This is a genomic window from Sphingomonas sp. (assembly GCA_019635535.1).
In the GTDB taxonomy this organism is placed as follows: domain Bacteria; phylum Pseudomonadota; class Alphaproteobacteria; order Sphingomonadales; family Sphingomonadaceae; genus Allosphingosinicella.
Window position 1 is genome coordinate 1,700,330 of record JAHBZH010000001.1, and the last position, 19,242, is coordinate 1,719,571.

The following is a 19,242-nucleotide window of genomic DNA, read 5'->3' on the forward strand; positions in this document are numbered from 1 at the left end:
TTGAATGGAGAAGCTAGCCTTCCGACCCTGCTTCCGGCGCGTCCCGAATTTCCTCCGAAATATCGCCGCTATCTTCCCCGTCGCTCTCGTCGATGCGCGCGGCGCTGACGACATGCTCGCCGTCGGCGACGTCGAACAGGCGGACGCCGGCGCTGTTGCGGCCGATGACGCGGGTGTCGCCGACATTCATGCGGATCAGCTTGGCCTGATCGGTGACCAGCATGAGCTGCTCGCCGTCATGCGCGGGGAAGCTGGCGACGACCGGGCCGTTGCGGCCGAGATTGTCGATATTGGTGATGCCCTGGCCGCCGCGATTGGTGCGGCGATATTCGAAGGCGGAGCTGCGCTTGCCATAGCCATTGGCGCAGACGGTGAGGATGAACTCCTCGGCCGCGGCGAATTCGGCGACCCGCTCGGGCGTCAATGTCGCCTCGCGCTCGCCTTCCTTCCACGGCGCGGCCTTGAGATAGGCCTCCCGCTCCTCGGTATTGGCATCGAAGGCGCGCAGGATCGACAGCGAGATCACCTCGTCGTCGCCCTTCAGCGTGATGCCGCGCACGCCGGTCGACTGGCGGCTCTGGAATTCGCGCACGTCGGTCGCGGCGAAGCGGATCGCCTTGCCCTGGCGGGTGGCGAGAAGGACATCCTCCCCCTCGGTCAGCAAAGCGACGCCGATAAGCTTGTCGCCTTCGCCATGCTGGGCGACGCTGTCGTCGAAGCGGATCGCGAACTTGCCATTCGACGGCACGTTGGTGAAGGAATCCATCGAATTGCGCCGCACGCCGCCGAGCGCGGTGGCGAAGACGACGTGGAGCTTGCCCCATTCCGCCTCGTCCTCCGGCAGCGGCAGCACGGTGGAGATGGTCTCGCCCTCGGCCAGCGGGAGCAGGTTCACCATCGGCCGGCCGCGCGCCTGGGGCGCGCCTTCGGGCAGGCGCCAGACCTTCAGACGATAGACCTTGCCGTGGGTCGAGAAGAACAGGACCGGATTGTGGGTGGAGGTCACGAACAAATTGGTGATCGCGTCCTCGTCCTTCGTCGCCATACCGGCCCGGCCCTTGCCGCCGCGGCGCTGGGCGCGGAAGGTTTCGAGCGGGGTGCGCTTGATGTAGCCGCCGAGCGTGACGGTCACGACCATGTCCTCGCGCTCGATCAGATCCTCGTCGTCGATGCCGTCGGCGGCGGGGGCGATCTCGGTGACGCGTGGGGTGGCATAGGCCGCCGCGATCTCGTCGAACTCCTCGCGCATCACCGCGTAGAGCTTCACCCGGTCGCCGAGGATTTCGAGCAGGCCGGTGATCGAAGTGGCGAGCTCGCGCAGTTCGCCGGCGATCTCGTCGCGGCCCAATGCGGTCAGGCGATGCAGGCGCAGCTCCAGGATCGCGCGGACCTGGAGGTCGGAGAGGCGATAGGAACTGCCTGCCACCTCGGTCTCGATCGCCTCGACCAGGCGGATATAGGGTGCGATCTCGGCGATCGGCCATTCGCGGGCGAGCAGGGCGGCGCGCGCCTCGGCGGGGGAGGCGGAGCCGCGGATGATGCGCACCACCTCGTCGAGATTGGTGACGGCGATGACGAGGCCGAGCAACAGGTGCGCCCGGTCGCGCGCCTTGGCGAGCTCGAACTTGGCGCGGCGGGTGATGACCTCCTCGCGGAAGCTGACGAAGCTGGCGATGATGTCGCGCAGGTTCAGCGTCTCCGGCCGGCCGCCGCGGATCGCGAGCATGTTGGCCGGGAAGGAGGATTGGGCCGGAGTATGCCGCCAGAGCTGGTTCAGCACCACCTCGGGCGTGGCGTCGCGCTTCAGGTCGATGACGATGCGCACGCCGTGGCGGTTCGATTCGTCGCGGATGTCGCTGACGCCCTCGATACGCTTGTCCTTGGCGGCCTCGGCGATGCGCTCGACCAGGCCGGACTTGCCGACCTGGAAGGGAATGGAGGTGAGCACGATCGAGCGGCGGTCGCCCCGGCCTTCCTCGATCTCGTGGCGGGCGCGCATCATGATCGAGCCGCGCCCGGTCTGATAGGCGCTGCGGGCGCCGGCCTGGCCGAGGATCAGCGGCCTGGTCGGGAAATCCGGGGCCGGGACATGCTCCATCAGCCCTTCGACGGTGATGGCGGGATCGTCCATATAGGCCTTGCAGGCGCTGATCACCTCGCCGAGATTGTGCGGCGGGATGTTGGTCGCCATGCCGACCGCGATGCCGCCCGCGCCGTTGACCAGCAGGTTCGGGAAGCGCGCGGGCAGGACCTGCGGCTCCTCGCGCGAGGCGTCGTAGTTCGGCGTGAAATCGACCGTGTCCTTATCGAGATCGTCGAGCAGGGTCATCGCGACCCGGTTGAGCCGCGCCTCGGTGTAGCGCATCGAGGCGGGCGGATCGGGATCCATCGAGCCGAAATTGCCCTGGCCGTCGATCAGCGGCACGCGCAGCGACCAGTCCTGGGTCATGCGGGCAAGCGCGTCGTAGATCGCGCTGTCGCCGTGCGGATGGTAATTGCCCATCACATCGCCGACGATCTTGGCCGACTTGCGATAGGCGCGCCCGGCGACGAAGCCGCCTTCCTGGCAGGCGTAGAGGATGCGCCGGTGGACCGGCTTCAGCCCGTCGCGCACGTCCGGCAGCGCGCGCGCGACGATCACCGACATCGCGTAATCGAGATAGGACGTCTTCATCTCGTCGACGATGGAGACGGGGGAAATATCGGAAGGTTCGATGGTCGGCGGTACGCTGGCCAAGTTTCGGGTTCCTGGATCGGTGGGACATGGGTAAGGCGCGTCACGCGCCAGCGAAGGGCGACCCTAGCCGATGGCACCGGTGGACGCCACCCCGCGCGTGCGCGCGTGCGCGCGAGGAGATTCGGCAGCCCAGCCCTTCCCCGGATCGCCAGCCGCCTGTTTTTCCCGGGCTTTTCGCCTTGGCGCGGTTCAAGCCGGGTTCATTGCCCGCCCCCTAGCAAGCCCGGGCCGATAACGGTAGAAGCCGGCCCCCGAGGCAAGCGTCCGGCGGGGATTCGCGCGGGTGAAAACGCACTGTTCGAGGAGAGCCCACCGATGACCGTTTCGAGGATCGCGCTGGCCACCCTGCTTGCCGCTTCCGCCGCGCTGGTCCCGCCCGCCGTCAATGCGCAGAGCCATGCGTTCACGGTGACGCAACAGGAAAATGCCGCGCTCCAGGCGCTCCAGACCGCTGCCGCCGGCGCCGACCGGGCCGCGCAGGACGCCGCTCTGGCCGCGGCGCGCGCCGTCGCGCAGAGCGCCTCGGCACGTTATGCCGTCGCCAATTACCAGTTCCAGATCGGCCGCACGCGCGGCGACGGGCAGATGCAGAACCAGGCGATCGACGCCCTGGTCGCCAGCGGCGTTCCGCAGGGCGCGGAGCTGGCCAGCCTGCTCGCCGCCCAGGCCAGCCGCACCTACAGCGCCAACGATTTCCAGGGGACGGACCGGCTGCTTGCCCGGGTCGTCGAATTGCAGCCTAACAATGCCGCGGCCATCGCCGATTATGCACAATACAAGGCGCGGATTGGCGATCGCGCGGCGGCGGTGGCCTTGTTCCAGCGTGCGATCGAGGCGCAGCAGGCCGGCGGCCAGGCGGCGCCGGAAAGCTGGCACCAGCGCGGCCTGGCGCTGGCCTTCGACGGGCGGCTCGCGCCGCAGGCGCTCGCGCTCGCGCGCGGGCTGGTCGCGGCCTATCCGACCCGATCCAACTGGCGCGATGCCCTGTACGTCTATCGCCAGCTCGCCGCCGGCGATCCGGCGCTGGAGCTGGACATTCGGCGCCTCGCGCGCGCCAGCGGCGGTGTCGCGGGCGAACGCGACATATTGGAGACGGTGCGGGCGTTCGACAGTGCCGGCATGCCGGGCGAGGCGAAGGCGCTGCTCGACGAGGCGGTGTCGCGCACCATGCTCGACGCCAGCGAGGCGCAGGTGCGTCAGCTCGTCACCAGCACCACGCGCACCGCGACCCAGGCGCGCGCCGGCCTCGCCCGCGCGCGCACGCAGGCTCTGGCCGCCGAAACCGGCGCCGCCGCGCTGGCCGCCGGCGACGCGCATTACGGCTTCGGCCAATATGCCGAGGCCGCCGAACTCTATCGCGCCGCATTGCAGAAGGGCGGTGGGGATCCGAATCTCGTCAACACGCGCCTGGCCGCCGCGCTCGCGCTGGCCGGCCAGCGCGCCGAGGCCGAGGCCGCGCTGGTCGCGATCACCGGCCCGCGTGCCGAGCTGGCGGGCTTCTGGACCACCTGGCTCGCCCGCCCGCCCGCATGATGGGACGGAACCGGAATGATCGCAGCGCGTAGCTTCGCGCATAAGGAGATTGCCGCAAATGAAAATGCCGAAAACCACGATCGCAGTCGCGGCCGCGCTTGTCGCGGCTGGGGCCTTCGTCCAGTTCTCCGCCGACGCTCAAGGCCTCAAGATGCGCGACCGCGAAAAGCAAGAGCGCGGCAAGGCGCAGGGGCAGCCCCGGCTTCCCAACACGACGCGCGCGGAAAACGAGGCGATTCTGCCGCTGTATCAAGCCGTTCAGGCGCAGGACTGGACGGCGGCACGCGCCGCGGTCCCGGCCGCGCAGGCCGGCGCCGAATCCCCGGCGAACCGCTATCTGGTCGGCCAGCTCATGCTGAACACGGGGCGTGGCGCGGAGGACGCGCGGCTTCAGGCGCAGGCTGTCGATCAGATGGTCGCCAGCGGCGGGGCGCCGGCGGAGCAGATCGGCACTTTGCTCAATGTCCAGGCAGATCTTGCGATCCAGGCCCAGAACTGGGCGGCGGCGGAAGCGCCGCTGACGCGGTTGCTCGCGAGCGATCCCAACAATGTCCAGCGGATCACGACGCTTGCCCAGGTCAAGCTGCGGCTCAACCGTGGCGACGAGGCGCAGGCCTTGTTCCAGCGCGCGCTGGATGCCTCGACCGCTAGCGGCCAGGCCGCGCCGGAGGACCTGTATCGCCGGCTGCTCGCGACGGCCTATGAAGCGCGGCAGCCGCGACAGTCGATCGATCTGTCGCGTCAGCTCGTGCGGGCCTATCCGAACACGACCAATTGGCGCGATGCTTTGCTCATCTATCGCCAGCTCAGCAATATCGACGGCGCGCTGGATCTGGATTCCCGCCGCCTGATGCGGGTTGTGGGCGCTCTGGAGAGCGAAGCCGATTATGTCGAGTTTGCCGATCAGCTCAGCCGCGCCGGCCTGCCGGGCGAAGTGAAGGCGGTGCTCGACGACGGTGTGGCGCGTGGCAAGCTGCCTGCGGGCGGCCCGCATGCCGAGTTGCTGACGCGTGCCAACGGCCTCGTCGCGGAAGATCGCGCGGGGCTCGCCGGCCAGCGTGCCGCCGCGCTTGCCAGCGCCGAGGTCCGCCCAGTCCTGGGCCTTGCCGACGCTCTCGCGAGTTACGGACAGTTTGCCGAAGCGGCCGAACTCTATCGCGCCGCGCTGGGCAAGTCGGGCGCGGACGCCAATCTCATCAATACCCGGCTCGGCGCCGCGCTGGCGCAAGCGGGGCAGCGTGCCGAGGCCGAAGCGGCGTTCCGGGCGATCAGCGGTCCGCGGGCCGAGCTGGCCGCGTTCTGGCTGCTCTGGCTGGAGCGTCGCCCCGGCTGATCGGCGCTTCCCGGCCCGTCGCAAATCGGGACGGGCCGGATTGCGCTCTTCCCCCGCTCTCGCGGTCCGGCTACTTCCGATGACGGCCGACAAGAGCGGATGGGGTATGCGTTACGACGACAGGATCGCGACGGTGCTGGCGCAGCCGGCCGACCGGCCGGACCGGATTGCGGCGCATTGGCGGCAGCTCGTCGATCTGCTTGCGCAGGGGCAGGGCGATTCGGAAGAAACGCTGTCGCGGCGCGCCTTCGCTTTCCTGCGTGAACGGCGTGGCGCGGTCGATCCGGCCCTGCGCCGCCGCGTCGCCGAAACGCTTGCGGGCCGCCGTGTCGCGCCCGATCTGGTCGCCTGTTTCGCCGAGGACAGCCCCGCCATCGCTGCGCCGCTGATCGCTGGCGCGCGGCTGACGACGGACGAATGGCTGGCGTTGCTGCCCAGGCTAGCGCCGCCCGCCCGCGCCCTGCTTCGCCATCGGCGGGATCTTCCCGCCGAAATCGTCCAGGCACTGGCCGCGTTCGGCCCCAGCGATTTCGCGCTTGAAGGTGGCATTGCGATGGCGCCCGCCGCCCAGGACCGCGGCGATTCGCAGATTCGCGAACTGGTGGCGCGGATCGAAGCCTATCGGCGTCAAAAGGAAGCGATGCCCCCGCCCCCCGTCGTTCCCGCATCCCCCGCCGCGATTGACCAGTTTCGCTGGGAATCGACCGCCGACGGCACGATCCGCTGGATCGACGGCGCACCGCGCGGTGCGCTGATCGGACAGACGATCGCAACGATCGCCGGTCCCGGCCAATATGGCGTGGACGGACAGGCTGCAGGTGCGTTCGAGAAGCGCGCACCGTTCCGCGACGCCCGTTTCCGAGTGGCGGGGGAGGGATCGGCGGCCGGCGACTGGCGCATTTCGGGCGTACCCTTCTTCGAACCCGCGCGCGGGAGCTTCTTGGGCTATCGCGGCACCGCGCGACGGCCCCGGCTGGACGAGATCGCCAGCAGCCCGGCGGCCGGCGGTGTGTTCGGCACGCATTTTCCCGCCGACGCGCTGCGCCAGCTCATTCATGAGCTGCGCACGCCGCTGAACGCCATCATCGGCTTTTCGGAAATGATCGAGGGCCAGTATCTCGGCCCGGCCGCCACCAGCTATCGCGGTCGTGCCGCCGATATCATGAGCCAGGCGCGACGGTTGCTTTCGGCGGTGGACGATCTCGACACGGCGGCGCGGATCGAATCGCACCGGCTCGACATCGACGACAGCGCCGTCGACGCCGCCGCGTTGCTCAACCGGCTGCATGAATCCTATGCACGGGTGGCCGCCGCCCGCAGCGCTCGCCTCGCGCTCGACATCGCGCCGGACCTGCCGCTCGCATCCGTCGCCCCGGCTGCGGCCGAGCGGATGATCGCCCGCCTGCTCGCCGCCACGATCGGTCTGGCGAGAGAAGGCGAGGAGATCGCCACGGCGCTGGTGCCGGCCGCGCGTGGGGAACGGATCGTGCTGCGCCTGTCGCTCGATCGCCCCGGGGCGATCGCGGATATCGCGGAAACCGAGCTGCTCGATCCCGGCTACAGCCCCGATGGCGACTGGCCGGCCGCGCCGGTGCTGGGGCTCGGTTTCGCGCTCAGGCTGGTGCGCAACCTTGCCGAAGCAGTGGGCGGCGCGCTCGACATCGGCGCGGCACGCATTGCGCTCGATCTGCCGGCGCTGATCGAGGAGCCGGCCGATGCCGAAGGCGCAGGCGGCGCCTGATCCGGCGTGAAATGGTCGGGGAGACAGGATTCGAACCTGCGACCCTCTGCTCCCAAAGCAGATGCGCTACCAGGCTGCGCTACTCCCCGATCATCGGACCAAAGTGGTACTTTGGCCCGGGGCAGGAAGGAAGCAGAAAGGGCGCCCTTCGCTTCCCTCGATCGAAGTGTCGTTTCGATCGAAACTTCTGGTGGGCCCGGCAGGATTCGAACCTGCAACCAAGCCGTTATGAGCGGCCGGCTCTACCGTTGAGCTACAGGCCCGTCCCGAAGCCGGCGCCGCGATAGCCGAGCGGGCAGCGCAACGCCAGCCCACGCCCGTCTTCAGCGCGGGCCGGGGTGCTCGATCGCTTCCGGCGCGTTGGCGACGGCGGCCAGCATCGCCGTCCAGGCGGCGACCTGCTGGCGCAGCTGTTCGGGATCGACCTTGTCGAGCGTGTCGTCCGGCGTGTGATGATAATCGAAATAGCGGCTGCCGTCCGGAGAAAGGTCGATGGCGGCGAAGCCGGCGCGCGCCCAGGCGCCGAGATCCGCGCCGGCGCCGGCGGGCTGGCGGCCGCGCACGATGCCGAGCGGAGCGATCAGGGCGGCGACGCGATCGGCAAGCGCGGCATTGGCGGGCGCCAGATTGAACTGCGCGCGCCAGACCCGGTCCGCGCCGAAATCGGATTCGGCGACCAGCACGACATCGCCCGCCGCGCTGTGCCGCGCGAAATAGGCCGCGCCGCCATGCACGCCGGTCTCCTCCGCGCCGAACAGGACGACGCGGATCGTGCGGCGCGGCTGGCCGGAGCGCATGATCCGGTGCGCGGCCGCGGTGGTGATGGCGACGCCGGCCGCATTGTCGAAGGCACCGGTGCCCAGATCCCAGCTGTCGAGATGGCCGCCGATCAGGATCACGCCGGCGTCGGGATCGCTGCCCGGCACTTCGGCGACGACATTGCCGGACTGGCCCCGCCGTTCGCGCGGCGTCAGCGTCAGGCGCAGCTGGACCGGCTGGCCGCGCGTGAAGATGCGCGCGAGCTGATCCGCGTCCGGATTGGCCAAAGCGGCGGCGGGGATGGCGCGCACGCCTTCGGGCCAGTTGGTGCCGCCGACATGGGGATTGCGGTGATTGTCCGTGCCGATCGAGCGGATGACGGCGCCGACCGCGCCCTTGGCGGAGGCGACGGCGGGGCCGCGAAAGCGCGCCTGGCCATATTGGCCGTAGCTCGATCCGTCCTGGGTGCGGCTCATGTCGTGATCGATGAAGACGATCCGTCCCTGCACGATCGCGTCCGGGGCGGCCTCCAGATCGGCGAGGCTGTCGAAACGGACGACCTGCGCCTCCAGACCGCCGCGCGGCGTGGCGGCACTGTTGCCGAGCGCGGCGAGCACCAGCGGCTGCGGGAAGGGGGCGATGATCTCGGCCCGTTCCTCGCCCCGCTCCCAGACGGGCAGATCGAACGGCTCGACCCGGACATTGGAAAAGCCGAGCGCGGTGAGGCGCGCCACCGCCCACGCGCGCGCGCGCGCTTCGGCCTCGGTACCGGCGAGACGCGGGCCGATCTCCGTAGTCAGCCCCTCCATGAGCTCCCAGGCGAGATCGTCCCGCAACGCCTGATCGCGCAGCGTCGCGGCCGGATCGGGCGCGGGCGGCGGAGGGATGGCGGCGGCGGGCGTGAGCGAGAGGGTGGCGGCGAGCGCGAGCGTAAGAAGCTTTTTCATGTGGCAAGGCTTAGGACGTGGCCCGCCCCTTGCCAATGGTCGCTCCGACGAAGGCGGTCAGGGCGCCGACGAAGGCGCGTCGCTGCCGCGCAGGTGCAGGTCCAGCCAGCGGTTCATCTCCCATAGCGCGTGGCCGACCGACTCTCGCGCCCGATAGCCGTGCGCTTCCAGCGGCAGGACGACATAGCGGGTCGTGGCGCCATTGCCCTTGAGCGCCGCGTAGAAGCGTTCGGTCTGGACCGGGTAGGTGCCTGTATTGTCGTCCGCCTCGCCGTGGATGAGCAGGATCGGCTCGTTGATCCGCCGGACATGGGTGAAGGGGCTCATCTCCGTATAGGTCTCGATCGCCTCCCAATAGCTGCGCTGCTCGGCCTGGAAGCCGAAGGGCGTGAGCGTGCGGTTATAGGCGCCGGAGCGGGCGATGCCGGTGCGGAAGATGTCGCTGTGGGCGAGCAGGTTGGCGGTCATGAACGCGCCGTAGCTGTGGCCGCCGACCGCGATCCGGTCGCGGCTGGCGACGCCGCGCGCCACCACGGCGTCCGCTGCGGCCTGGGCCGAGGCGACGAGTTGCTCCACATATGTGTCGTTGGGCTCGGCGCCGTCGCGGCCGACGATCGGCATGGTCGGATTGTCGAGGATCGCATAGCCCTGGGTGAGCAGGAAGAGATGGCTGGAGCCGCCCGGCCGCACGAAGCGGTTGGCGGTGTCGACCACCTGGCTGGCGACGGCCGCGTCGGTGAACTCGTTGGGATAGGCCCACATCAGCAAGGGCAAAGGCCCGTCGCGCGCCGCGTCATAGCCGGCGGGGAGATAAAGCGTGCCGCTCAATTGCACGCCGTCGGCGCGGGTGTAAGTGATCAGCTCGCGCTGCGCGTCGGCGAATTGCGGCGCGGGATCGGGGAAGCGGGTGAGCTGGATCGGTTCGCCGCCGCCGATCGTCCGCAGGAAAAGGTTGGACGGATCGGTCCGGCTCTCGCGCGCCGTCAGCAGGCGTTCGCCACTTTCGTCGGCCAGTGCGACGACCGATTCATGCCAGGGCATCTCGCTGCGCCACAGGATGCGCGATTCGCCGTTGCCGAGGTTCATCCGGGCGAGGAAGGGTAAGGCGCCTTCCCGGGTCGCGCCGGGCGCGGTGAGGAAGATGCCGCTGCCGTCCGGCGTGAAGTGGAGCACGCGGTGGCCGGTGGGCGTTGGGCGCGTCACCGGCGCGCCGGGATCATTGTAGCGGTCCTGGAAATTGCGCTGGAGCAGCAGGCGCAGCTCGCCGGGCCGCGAGGGATCGGCGGCATGACGCGTCTCGCGCCGGTCGTTCCACCAGCGTGAGAAGATCAGCGCGAAATCGTCCCGGCCCCAGGCGATGCCGGCATAGCGATCGGCGAGGTTGGCGAGGATTTGCGGGGCTCCGGTGAACGGCGCGTCGAGCGTATAGATGCGGTCGCGCACCGCCGCCTCCCGGCGGATGTCGCCGCCGTCCTGCGCTTCGGCCCAGGCAAGTGTCGCCGGCCGGTCGGCGCGCCAATGGACGTTGCGCGGGCCGGGCGCCACCGCGTCGAACTGGGTGGGGATGTCGTCGCGCAGCGGCAGGTCCGCGACGCGATGCGTCACGCGGCCGTCGAGATCGGTCACGAAGATTTCGGTCGGGAACAGGGCCGCCGGCACGACATAGGAGAAGGGTCGCTTCACCCGGGTCTGCAGGATGTGCCGTCCGTCCGGCGACAGCGTCGCGCCCATCACCAGCCCCGGCGCGCCGATCGTGCGCGCGCGGCCGCCGTCGACCGGCACAAGCGCGAGCTGGCTGGTGAAATAATGATCGAACAGCGCCTCATCATTCCGGTTGGCGAGCAGGTCCTGATAGGTGCGCACCGGCGCGGCGCGGCCGGCATTTTCCTGGACGATCGGGCCCGACGGCGCCGTCGCGTCCGCCGGGGCGGAACCGCGTCCGGTCGGGACGAGGCGGACCAGGATGGCGCGGCTGTCCGGCGTCCAGTCGATCCCGGTGCCGAATGCGGCGTTGACCTGCGGCCCCGTCAGCCGGCGCGCGCGGCCGGTCGCGACCTCGGCAACCCACAATTCGAGGCCGCCTTCCGCGCCGCGCAGCATGGCGAGGCGCGATCCGTCCGGCGACCAGCTCGGCGCCAGAAAGCGGAAGCTCGCGGGCAAAGCGACGTCGCGGGTCTGGCGGGTGGCAAGGTCCTGGAAGGACAAAGCGGTCAGCCAGCCGACCCGGCTGTTCGCCGGGCCGTTGTTGCGCGGATTGATCCGGTAGCCGGCGAGGTGGAGCTGCGGCTCGGCCAGCTCGGCGATCGGCGGCAGATTTGAGCGGCCGAGCAGCGCGATATGGGCGCGCGTCGGACTGATCGAGGCGGTCGGCGTCGGCGGCGCGTCGAGAATCTGCGCGATCGGCGCGGGCGGATCGCGATAGGGTTCTGCGGCGTCCTCGGTCTGGGCATGGGCGGGAAAGGCGATGGCGAGCGCGGCGAGCGCGAGCAGGGTCCGTTTCATGATCGCAACGCTATTGATCCCCACCGGGTTTGCCAATCCCGGGCCGGGGCACTAGGTAAGCCGCAATTCCGCCGACATCACCATTTTCGGAGAGCAGCGACCCATGGCCGCCCAGTACGCCTTCGTCATGAAGGACATGACCAAGACCTTTCCCGGCGCCCCGAAGCCGGTGCTGAACAACATCAACCTGCAATTCTATCAGGGCGCGAAGATCGGCATCGTCGGCCCCAACGGCGCCGGCAAATCGACGCTGATGAAGATCATGGCGGGGATCGACAAGGAATTCACCGGCGAGGCCTGGCCGGGCGAGAACATCACCGTCGGTTATCTCCCGCAGGAGCCGCAGCTCGATCCCAGCAAGACCGTGCTGGAGAATGTCAGGGACGGCGCGCGCGAGACAGCCGACATGGTTGAGCGCTTCAACGAGATCAGCGCATTGATGTGTGAGCCGGACGCCGATTTCGATGCGCTCGGCGCTGAGATGAGCGAGCTTCAGGACAAGATCGACGCGGTCGATGGCTGGACGCTCGACAACCAGCTCGAGCTCGCGATGGAAGCGCTGCGCTGTCCGCCGTCGGACGCGTCCGTCGCCAATCTTTCGGGCGGCGAGAAGCGCCGGATCGCGCTTACCCGGCTGCTGATCCAGAAACCGTCGATCCTGCTGCTCGACGAGCCGACCAACCATCTCGACGCGGAGAGCGTCCAGTGGCTGGAGAGTCATCTCAAGGAATATCCGGGCGCGGTGCTGATGATCACCCACGACCGCTATTTCCTCGACAATGTCGTCGACTGGATTCTCGAGCTCGATCGCGGAAAGTACTTCCCCTACGAAGGCAATTATTCGACCTATCTGGAGAAGAAGGCCAAGCGGCTCGAGCAGGAGGACCGCGAGGAATCGGGTCGCCAGAAGGCGATCAAGGACGAGCTCGAATGGATTCGGCAGGGCGCCAGGGGCCGCCAGACCAAGTCCAAGGCCCGTATCGCCCGGTTCGAGGAGCTGGTCGAAGCGCAGGAGAGCCGCACGCCGGGCAAGGCGCAGATCGTCATCCAGGTGCCCGAGCGCCTCGGCGGCAAGGTCATCGAGGTGAACAACATCTCGAAGGCCTATGGCGACAAATTGCTGTTCGACAATCTGTCCTTCACCCTGCCGCCCGGCGGCATCGTCGGCGTGATCGGCCCGAACGGCGCCGGCAAATCGACCCTGTTCAAGATCATCACCGGCGTCGAGCAGCCCGACAGCGGCACCGTCGATATCGGCCACACCGTTCACCTGGGCTATGTCGACCAGAGCCGCGATCACCTCAACGACAAGAACAACGTCTGGGAGGAGATTTCGGACGGGCTCGATTACATGAAGGTCAACGGCCACGACCAGTCGACCCGCGCCTATGTCGGTGCGTTCAACTTCAAGGGCCCGGACCAGCAGAAGAATGTCGGCAAGCTGTCTGGCGGCGAGCGCAACCGCGTCAACATCGCCAAGATGCTGAAGCGCGGCGGCAATGTCCTGCTGCTCGACGAGCCGACCAACGATCTCGACGTCGAAACGCTGGGCGCGCTCGAGGAAGCGATCGAAAATTTCGCGGGCTGCGCCGTGGTCATCAGTCACGACCGCTTCTTCCTCGACCGCCTAGCGACCCACATCCTCGCCTTCGAGGGCGACAGCCACGTCGAATGGTTCGAAGGCAATTTCGAAGCTTATGAGGAAGACAAGATTCGGCGGTTGGGGCCCGAGGCGGAGCGTCCGCACCGTGTGACGTATCGAAAGCTGACGCGGTAGCGGTACGCTAAGCAGCCTTATTTCGGGTTCTTAGAGCTTTCATAGATGACATGATAAGTTCTTCAACTGCACGAAAATACGCTTCGATCTGGTCTATCGGGACACCTGCTGCTGTCGCTGAAACGTGTCGAGTATCGTGTAAGTCTCCTATCAGGATCAATTCATGCGTAAGGGCATTTCTTGTTTTAAAGAGATCGTCGAGAGCACTCTCACACTCTGACGGCATCGAGAAATTTGGCATGTAGAATTGTATCATCTCTTCAAAACGTTTGACTCTCCTTTCGTTTGGAATTGATCGCTCCCAACTCCTCACTGACCTTCGTACGTCTCGTGGATCCCGAATATCCTTCGGCTTGCGTCCACTTAAAATACGAGTCACTTCGCCTGTGTCATCGAGATAGCGCTTATAGGTCGCTATCAGTGTTTCGACGTAGTTTTCTGCCAAATCCGCTAAGCAAATGATCGTACGACGCTTTACGGTTTCAAAATCGAGCTTGCGTTCCCTAGAAGAAACATCTTCGTATGTTTTGATGTCTGCATACCATTTTTGAAGAGTCTTCTTAGTATGGTCATCCAAGGTCTTCGCTGGCCCGGCCCAAGCCAGAAGGAAAAGTCCCTCTAGATTCGAAGCCATATATATCGAGCGGATGCAGAGAAAATGATGCATCCGTTCATTGGTCACCAAATCGATAGCTCGAGCCATGGCCCGCTGCAAAGCGTTGACCAAGTCCAGAGCTATTTTTTCCTCGCCACGAGTCGTCACCCAACCGATTCAACGGCTGACTATGGAACATGTCAAGAACAAAAATGGCTGGATGGCGTGATCATAGCCGTTCAAAGGAACGGATTCTCGATCCGAACGCCGTTCACCACCTGTTCGTGGTTGAGATCCTCCGAATAAAGGAGGTCGCAGCCCTGTGCCTTGGCGGCGGCGATGATCGCGCTGTCCCAGTAGGACAATTTGTGGCGCCGGCGGATGTCCACGGCATCGACGAACAGCGCCAGCGTCATATCCTGCACCGGCCGGCGGCAGAGCAAATCGATATAATCGAAGATCGCCGCGTCGGTCAGCGCGCGGCGGGCGCCGCCGCGCGTCGCATTGACGAAGAATTCCTGCAAAACCTGCACCGAGCAGGACCAGTCCATCCGCGCGATCAAATTTTCGGCGATGCGCTGCTTGCGCTTCTCGTCGGGATGAATGCCGATGGCATAGAGCAGGATATTGGTGTCGAGGAACGGGCGCGGCATCAATGGCGACGATCGTGAACCTCATCGCGCGACAGGCGATCCGCGGCACGGAAGCCGGCGGGCACCTGCTTGCGCAACTCTTTCAGCCGTGCGCGGACATCGGCCTCCGAAAGTCCTTCTTCATTGCGTTCGGCCTCCGCAACTAGCAATTCCCGTACCAGCGCCGACAGGGATGTGCCGAGCTCCGCCGCGCGGATGCGGGCGCGGCGATGGGTTTCGTCGTCGAGGCTGATGGTGACGTTCTTCATGCGATTCACAATATCACAGTTTCACGGAAACACAAAGATACGAAGGCCGCGCCGCCGCCGGCCTTGGTTGTCAAATGGCGGGCAGAGTCTAGGGTTCGGCCAAACCGACATCAGGGGAGATTCGCATGCGCCGTCGCACGTTCATCGCCGCCGCGCCTTTGGCGGCGGCCGGGCTTGCCGTGAAGGCGGGGGCGCAGGCGTCCGGTCCGGCATCGGTGCCGCGCTACCAGCCGGCGGGCGAGGAGAGCTTCGCGCGTCCCGATGTCCATGCCGGCGACCGGCCGCTGGGGGCCACCTTCGCCTCGCGCTCGGCGGTCTATGGCCGCAGCGGCGCGGCGGGGACGGCGCATCCGCTGGCGACGCAGGCGGGGATCGACATATTGAAGGCGGGCGGATCGGCGGTGGACGCGGCGATCGCGATCAACGCCTGCCTCGGCCTGCTCGAGCCCACCGCTTGCGGCATCGGCGGCGACATCTACGCGCTGCTTTGGGATCCGGGCGAGCGCAAGGTCGTGGGCCTCGCCGGCTCCGGCCGCTCGCCGCGCGGGCTCAGCCTCGACACAGTGCGCGGCCGGGCGCGGAGCGACGGGACGCTGCCGCCTTATGGCGCGGTCACCGTCTCTGTGCCGGGCGCGGTGGACGGCTGGTGGACGCTGCATCAGCGCTATGGGCGGCTGCCCTGGGTGGACCTGTTCCAGCCCGCCATCGCCCATGCCGAGGAAGGCGCGCCGGTGCCCGACGTGGTGAGCTTCTACCTGCGCCGCGCCATGGCCAATTTCGTCCGCCGGTCGAGCGAGATCGAGGAGATCGACAATGCCCGCGCCGTCTGGGGCGAGGGGGCCGGGATCGGCCAGGTTTTCCGCAATCCGCAACTGGCGCACACCTACCGGCTGATCGCCGAGGGCGGTCGCGACGCCTTTTACGACGGCGAGATCGCGCGCACGATCGACGCCTATTTCCGCCGCATCGGCGGCTGGCTGACGCGCGAGGACATGGCGGCGCACCGCTCCCAATGGTCCGAACCTTTGACCACCGATTATCGCGGCGTCACCGTCCACGCGATCGGCGCCAACACGCAGGGCGCGGCGACGCTGCAACTGCTCAACATGATCGAGCATTTCGACCTGCGCGCCGAAGGCTTCCAGTCGGCCCGCGCCATCCATCTCCAAGCCGAGGCCAAGCGCCTCGCCTATGAGGACCGGGCGCGTCATTATGCCGATCCGGATTTCGCGAACACGCCGTTCGACTGGCTGGTGTCCAAGGACTATGCCGCCCAGCGCGCGCGGCTGATCAGCCCGAACCGGATCAATCCGGACGTCCAGCCGGGCAACGCGCCGGGCCGGGGCGACACCACCTATTTCTCCTGCGCCGATCGCTGGGGCATGATGGTGTCGATGATCCAGTCCAATTTCCGCGGCATGGGCTCCGGTCTGGTCGCCGACGGGCTCGGCTTCATGTTCCAGGACCGGGGCCAGCTCTTCTCGTTGCAGGACGGGCATCCCAACATCTACGCGCCGGGCAAGCGCCCCTTCCAGACGATCATCCCCGGCTTCGCGACGAAGGACGGCGCGCCCTGGCTCTCCTTCGGCGTGATGGGCGGCGACATGCAGCCGCAGGGGCAGGCGCAGATCATCGTCAACCGCGTCGATTACGGCCTCGACGTGCAGGCGGCGGGCGATTCCCCGCGCTGGCACCATGAGGGGTCGTCGGAGCGGATGGGCGAGGATTCGCCCGGCCTCGGCCCGCTCGGGCGACTCAATTTGGAAACCGGCGTGCCGGCGGCGACGCGGCAGGCGCTGGCCGACATAGGCTGGCCGGTGGGCGTCGAGGGCGGCTACGGGCGCTATCAGTGCGTCGAGCACCGGATGAGCGGCGCGGAGCGCGTCTATGCCGCCGGCAGCGAGATGCGGGCGGACGGTTGCGCGCTCGCTTACTGAAGCGGGTAATCGTAGCGCAGGAAGCCCTTGAAGCGCGCGACCCGGTCGTAGAGCATGCGCGCCGTCAGATTATCTTCCTTGGTCAGCCAGTAGCAGGCCGCCGCGCCCCGCTCGCGCGCGGCAGTGCCGACTGCGTCGATCAGCGCCCGCGCCACGCCCTTGCCACGCTGGTCCGGCGCGGTGAACAGGTCCTGCAGATAGCAGGTCTCGCCGCGCCAGCTGTGCGGATGGAAGAGATAATGCGTGAATCCCGCCATGCGCCCGTCGATCCGCGCGCCGAGGCCAAGCACCTTATCACCCGCCATCAGCAACGCCCAGGTCCGCGCATAATCCTCGTCCGGAATGGGATCGGCGTAGAAGTCCTTGTAGCCGCGCGCCAGCGCCTCCCATTCGGCCCGGTCGTCCGCCCGCAACGGCGCGATGTCGACCATGGTCAGCGCAGCCGCTTCACATAGGCGGCGCCGCCCTCGCGCCGTTCGACCTGGAAATTGGGGATGGCCTCGATCATCTCGGCCAGCCGCGAGAAGCCGTAGCTGCGCGCGTCGAAGGAGGAGCGGTTGCCGGCCAGCTTGCCGACTTCGGAAAGGCTGGCGAAGCCGCGCTCGTCCCGCTTGGCGTTGCGCCAGGCTTCGCCGAGCACCTGGACCACGGCAGGGTCGATCTCGTTATGCTTGTTCGCCGCCGTCTCGGCCGGTTGCTCGCCGCGCGGCAAGGCGGAGACGTCGATGAAGCGGGTGCAGGCCTGGCGGAAGCTTTCCGGCGTCTTGGTGGTGCCGAAACCGTAGACCGGTACGCCGTCCTGGCGGATGCGCATCGCCAGCGGCATGAAATCGCTGTCGCTCGACATGATGCCGAAGCCCTGCACATGGCCGCGATAGAGAAGATCCATCGCGTCGATCACCATCTTCATGTCGGTCGCGCTCTTGCCCTTGGTCACGTCGAACTGCTGCTGCGGCTCGATCGCGTGGCGGTGCGTCATCGCTGCCCAGCCCTTCAATGCGGGCTTCTGCCAGTTCCCGTAGGCGCGCCGCACATTCACCGTGCCGAGCTCGGCCAGCACGGTCAGCACCGGATCGAGCGAATCGGGCGAGGCATTGTCCGCGTCGATCAGCAGCGCGACGTTGCGCGCCCGGTTCGAATTGTCGTCGGCCATCCGATACTCCTGCGTCGCGCCGAGCGATAGCATAGCCATGCGGCAAGTCGAGTTCGCCCGACCGCCTGCACGGTGCATGTGGCGTGAAAACATCGTAGGAGGACGGTCCCCTTGACGAGGATTTCATATTGGCCCTGGCCGCCCTGATCGCCGCCTATCACGACTCCGCCGAGCCAAGCGTGCTTCGCGCGACGCTGCCGCTGGCCGGTCGAGCGGTGGTCGAACGACAGGCGCGGCTCGCTTATGCCGCTGGGGCGACGCGGATCGTCGTACTGGTCGAACGGATGCCGCCGGGCCTCGCGGCCGCGCTGGACCGACTGCGGCGCGAGCGCGTGCCGGTCGAGATCGCGCGCGGCGCGGAAGAGGCGGCGGAACTTGTCGACCCCGACGACCGGTTGCTGCTGATCGCGGACGGCGCCATCGCCGACGGCAGCCAGCTGCGGCGGCTGGCGGAGGGGGAGGGATCGGCGGTTCTCACCGTGCCCGACAGCCTGTTCGGCGAGCTTTACGAGCGGATCGACGGCAGCTCGCGCTGGAGCGGGCTGGCGGCAACGGATGGCGCGATGCTGCGCGACACCGCCGCGATGCTGCGCGACTGGGATCTGCAATCGACGCTGCTACGCCGCGTGCTGCAGGCCGATGCCAGGCATCTCGCCGCCGATGCGCCGGTCGCGATCGTGGATTCGATGGACGATATCGCCGTCGCCGAACGGCAGATCCTGGAAGGCGCGCGGACGACCGAAGGCGGCTGGGCGGCGCGGATGTTGGCACCGCTGGAGCGCGGCGCCACGTTTCTCGTCATGGGCGCACCCGTCCGATCGGCGGCGGCGGGATATGCGAGCGCCGCGCTGATCGGGCTGGGCGCCGCCGCGATCGGCTGGGGCTGGCTGTGGACCGGGTTCGCCGCATTGCTGCTCTCGACGCCGCTGGAAGGGATCGCGCTCAGACTCGCGCGGCTCAGGATGCAGCCGGGCGCGCGGGAAAGCTGGTGGCGGGCGGTGCTGTCGCCCTTGTCCGGCGGAGCGCTCGTCGCGCTCTCCTATCAGCTTGCCGCCACGCATGGCTGGGGAATGATCCTGCTGGCTTTCGTCACGCTTGCCTTTCTGATCGCGGCATCGGTCGAAACGGAGGGAAGAAGCCCGCGCGGGAGCATGATGCTGGCGGAACGAATTGGCATGACCTGGCTGATGCTCCCCTTCGCCATTTTCGGCGCTTGGCATGCCGGCTTGGCCGCCCTGCTCGCCTATGCCGCCGGAACCTTTTTCTGGGTCCAGCGCGAGGCCCATCGCAAGCCTCCCGCACCGCTTCAGGATTAGCAGCGCTTTAA

General features: G+C 67.7%; 14 protein-coding genes and 2 tRNA genes. 6 read left to right on the plus strand and 10 right to left on the minus strand.

Going from position 1 to position 19,242, the window contains the following annotated elements; translation table 11 throughout:
* Positions 1 to 13 precede the first annotated feature (13 nt).
* A complete protein-coding gene (gene gyrA, locus KF780_08785; GenBank protein ID MBX3561896.1) occupies positions 14 to 2,737 on the minus strand; it encodes a DNA gyrase subunit A in 2,724 nt (907 codons plus the stop codon).
* Between the two features lie 315 nt (positions 2,738 to 3,052).
* On the opposite strand from gyrA, the gene KF780_08790 reads away from it, so the two are divergent.
* The 3 genes from KF780_08790 to KF780_08800 all read left to right on the plus strand — a co-directional run bounded on the left by KF780_08790 (position 3,053) and on the right by KF780_08800 (position 7,344).
* Entirely contained in the window at positions 3,053 to 4,270 is a 1,218-nt protein-coding gene (locus KF780_08790) for a hypothetical protein (protein MBX3561897.1), read from the plus strand.
* Between the two features lie 58 nt (positions 4,271 to 4,328).
* Positions 4,329 to 5,603, plus strand: coding sequence for a hypothetical protein (locus tag KF780_08795; GenBank protein MBX3561898.1), 1,275 nt, complete (start codon positions 4,329 to 4,331; stop codon positions 5,601 to 5,603).
* Between the two features lie 106 nt (positions 5,604 to 5,709).
* On the plus strand, positions 5,710 to 7,344 hold the full coding sequence (locus tag KF780_08800; protein MBX3561899.1) for a HAMP domain-containing histidine kinase: 1,635 nt from the start codon (positions 5,710 to 5,712) through the stop codon (positions 7,342 to 7,344).
* Between the two features lie 12 nt (positions 7,345 to 7,356).
* Here KF780_08800 and KF780_08805 read toward each other — a convergent pair.
* The 4 genes from KF780_08805 to KF780_08820 form a co-directional block, all read right to left on the minus strand.
* Positions 7,357 to 7,433 (minus strand) — tRNA-Pro (locus KF780_08805).
* Between the two features lie 99 nt (positions 7,434 to 7,532).
* Positions 7,533 to 7,607 (minus strand) — tRNA-Ile (locus KF780_08810).
* Between the two features lie 60 nt (positions 7,608 to 7,667).
* Entirely contained in the window at positions 7,668 to 9,050 is a 1,383-nt protein-coding gene (locus KF780_08815; protein MBX3561900.1) for a M20/M25/M40 family metallo-hydrolase, read from the minus strand.
* A 57-nt stretch (positions 9,051 to 9,107) separates the two neighbouring features.
* Complete coding sequence (locus tag KF780_08820; GenBank protein ID MBX3561901.1) at positions 9,108 to 11,552, minus strand: S9 family peptidase; 2,445 nt, start codon at positions 11,550 to 11,552, stop codon at positions 9,108 to 9,110.
* Positions 11,553 to 11,655: 103 nt separating this feature from the next.
* Here KF780_08820 and ettA point away from each other — a divergent pair, with 103 nt between their 5' ends.
* Positions 11,656 to 13,329 (plus strand): energy-dependent translational throttle protein EttA, encoded by a 1,674-nt coding sequence (gene ettA, locus KF780_08825; protein MBX3561902.1) that lies wholly within the window; start codon positions 11,656 to 11,658, stop codon positions 13,327 to 13,329.
* Between the two features lie 7 nt (positions 13,330 to 13,336).
* Here ettA and KF780_08830 read toward each other — a convergent pair whose 3' ends face one another.
* The 3 genes from KF780_08830 to KF780_08840 form a co-directional block, all read right to left on the minus strand.
* Positions 13,337 to 14,092, minus strand: a complete 756-nt coding sequence (locus tag KF780_08830; protein ID MBX3561903.1) for a hypothetical protein — start codon at positions 14,090 to 14,092, stop codon at positions 13,337 to 13,339.
* Positions 14,093 to 14,163: 71 nt separating this feature from the next.
* Positions 14,164 to 14,577, minus strand: a complete 414-nt coding sequence (locus KF780_08835; protein ID MBX3561904.1) for a PIN domain-containing protein — start codon at positions 14,575 to 14,577, stop codon at positions 14,164 to 14,166.
* The gene (locus tag KF780_08840) at positions 14,577 to 14,825 is read right to left on the minus strand and encodes a hypothetical protein (protein MBX3561905.1); all 249 of its coding nucleotides are present in this window, start codon (positions 14,823 to 14,825) and stop codon (positions 14,577 to 14,579) included. Before KF780_08840 ends, KF780_08835 begins: the two co-directional genes overlap by 1 nt.
* 125 nt (positions 14,826 to 14,950) lie before the next feature.
* On the opposite strand from KF780_08840, the gene KF780_08845 reads away from it, so the two are divergent.
* Complete coding sequence (locus tag KF780_08845; GenBank protein ID MBX3561906.1) at positions 14,951 to 16,762, plus strand: gamma-glutamyltransferase family protein; 1,812 nt, start codon at positions 14,951 to 14,953, stop codon at positions 16,760 to 16,762.
* Here KF780_08845 and KF780_08850 read toward each other — a convergent pair.
* Together KF780_08850 and KF780_08855 are read right to left on the minus strand one after the other, a co-directional pair.
* Positions 16,756 to 17,193, minus strand: coding sequence for a GNAT family N-acetyltransferase (locus KF780_08850; GenBank protein MBX3561907.1), 438 nt, complete (start codon positions 17,191 to 17,193; stop codon positions 16,756 to 16,758). The two genes, KF780_08845 and KF780_08850, sit on opposite strands and share 7 nt — an antisense overlap.
* A gap of 2 nt (positions 17,194 to 17,195) precedes the next feature.
* Positions 17,196 to 17,915: an NYN domain-containing protein gene (locus KF780_08855; protein ID MBX3561908.1), complete on the minus strand. Its 720-nt coding sequence runs from the start codon at positions 17,913 to 17,915 to the stop codon at positions 17,196 to 17,198.
* Between the two features lie 128 nt (positions 17,916 to 18,043).
* Between KF780_08855 and KF780_08860 the strand changes: the two genes are divergently transcribed.
* On the plus strand, positions 18,044 to 19,231 hold the full coding sequence (locus tag KF780_08860) for a hypothetical protein (GenBank protein ID MBX3561909.1): 1,188 nt from the start codon (positions 18,044 to 18,046) through the stop codon (positions 19,229 to 19,231).
* Positions 19,232 to 19,242 lie beyond the last annotated feature (11 nt).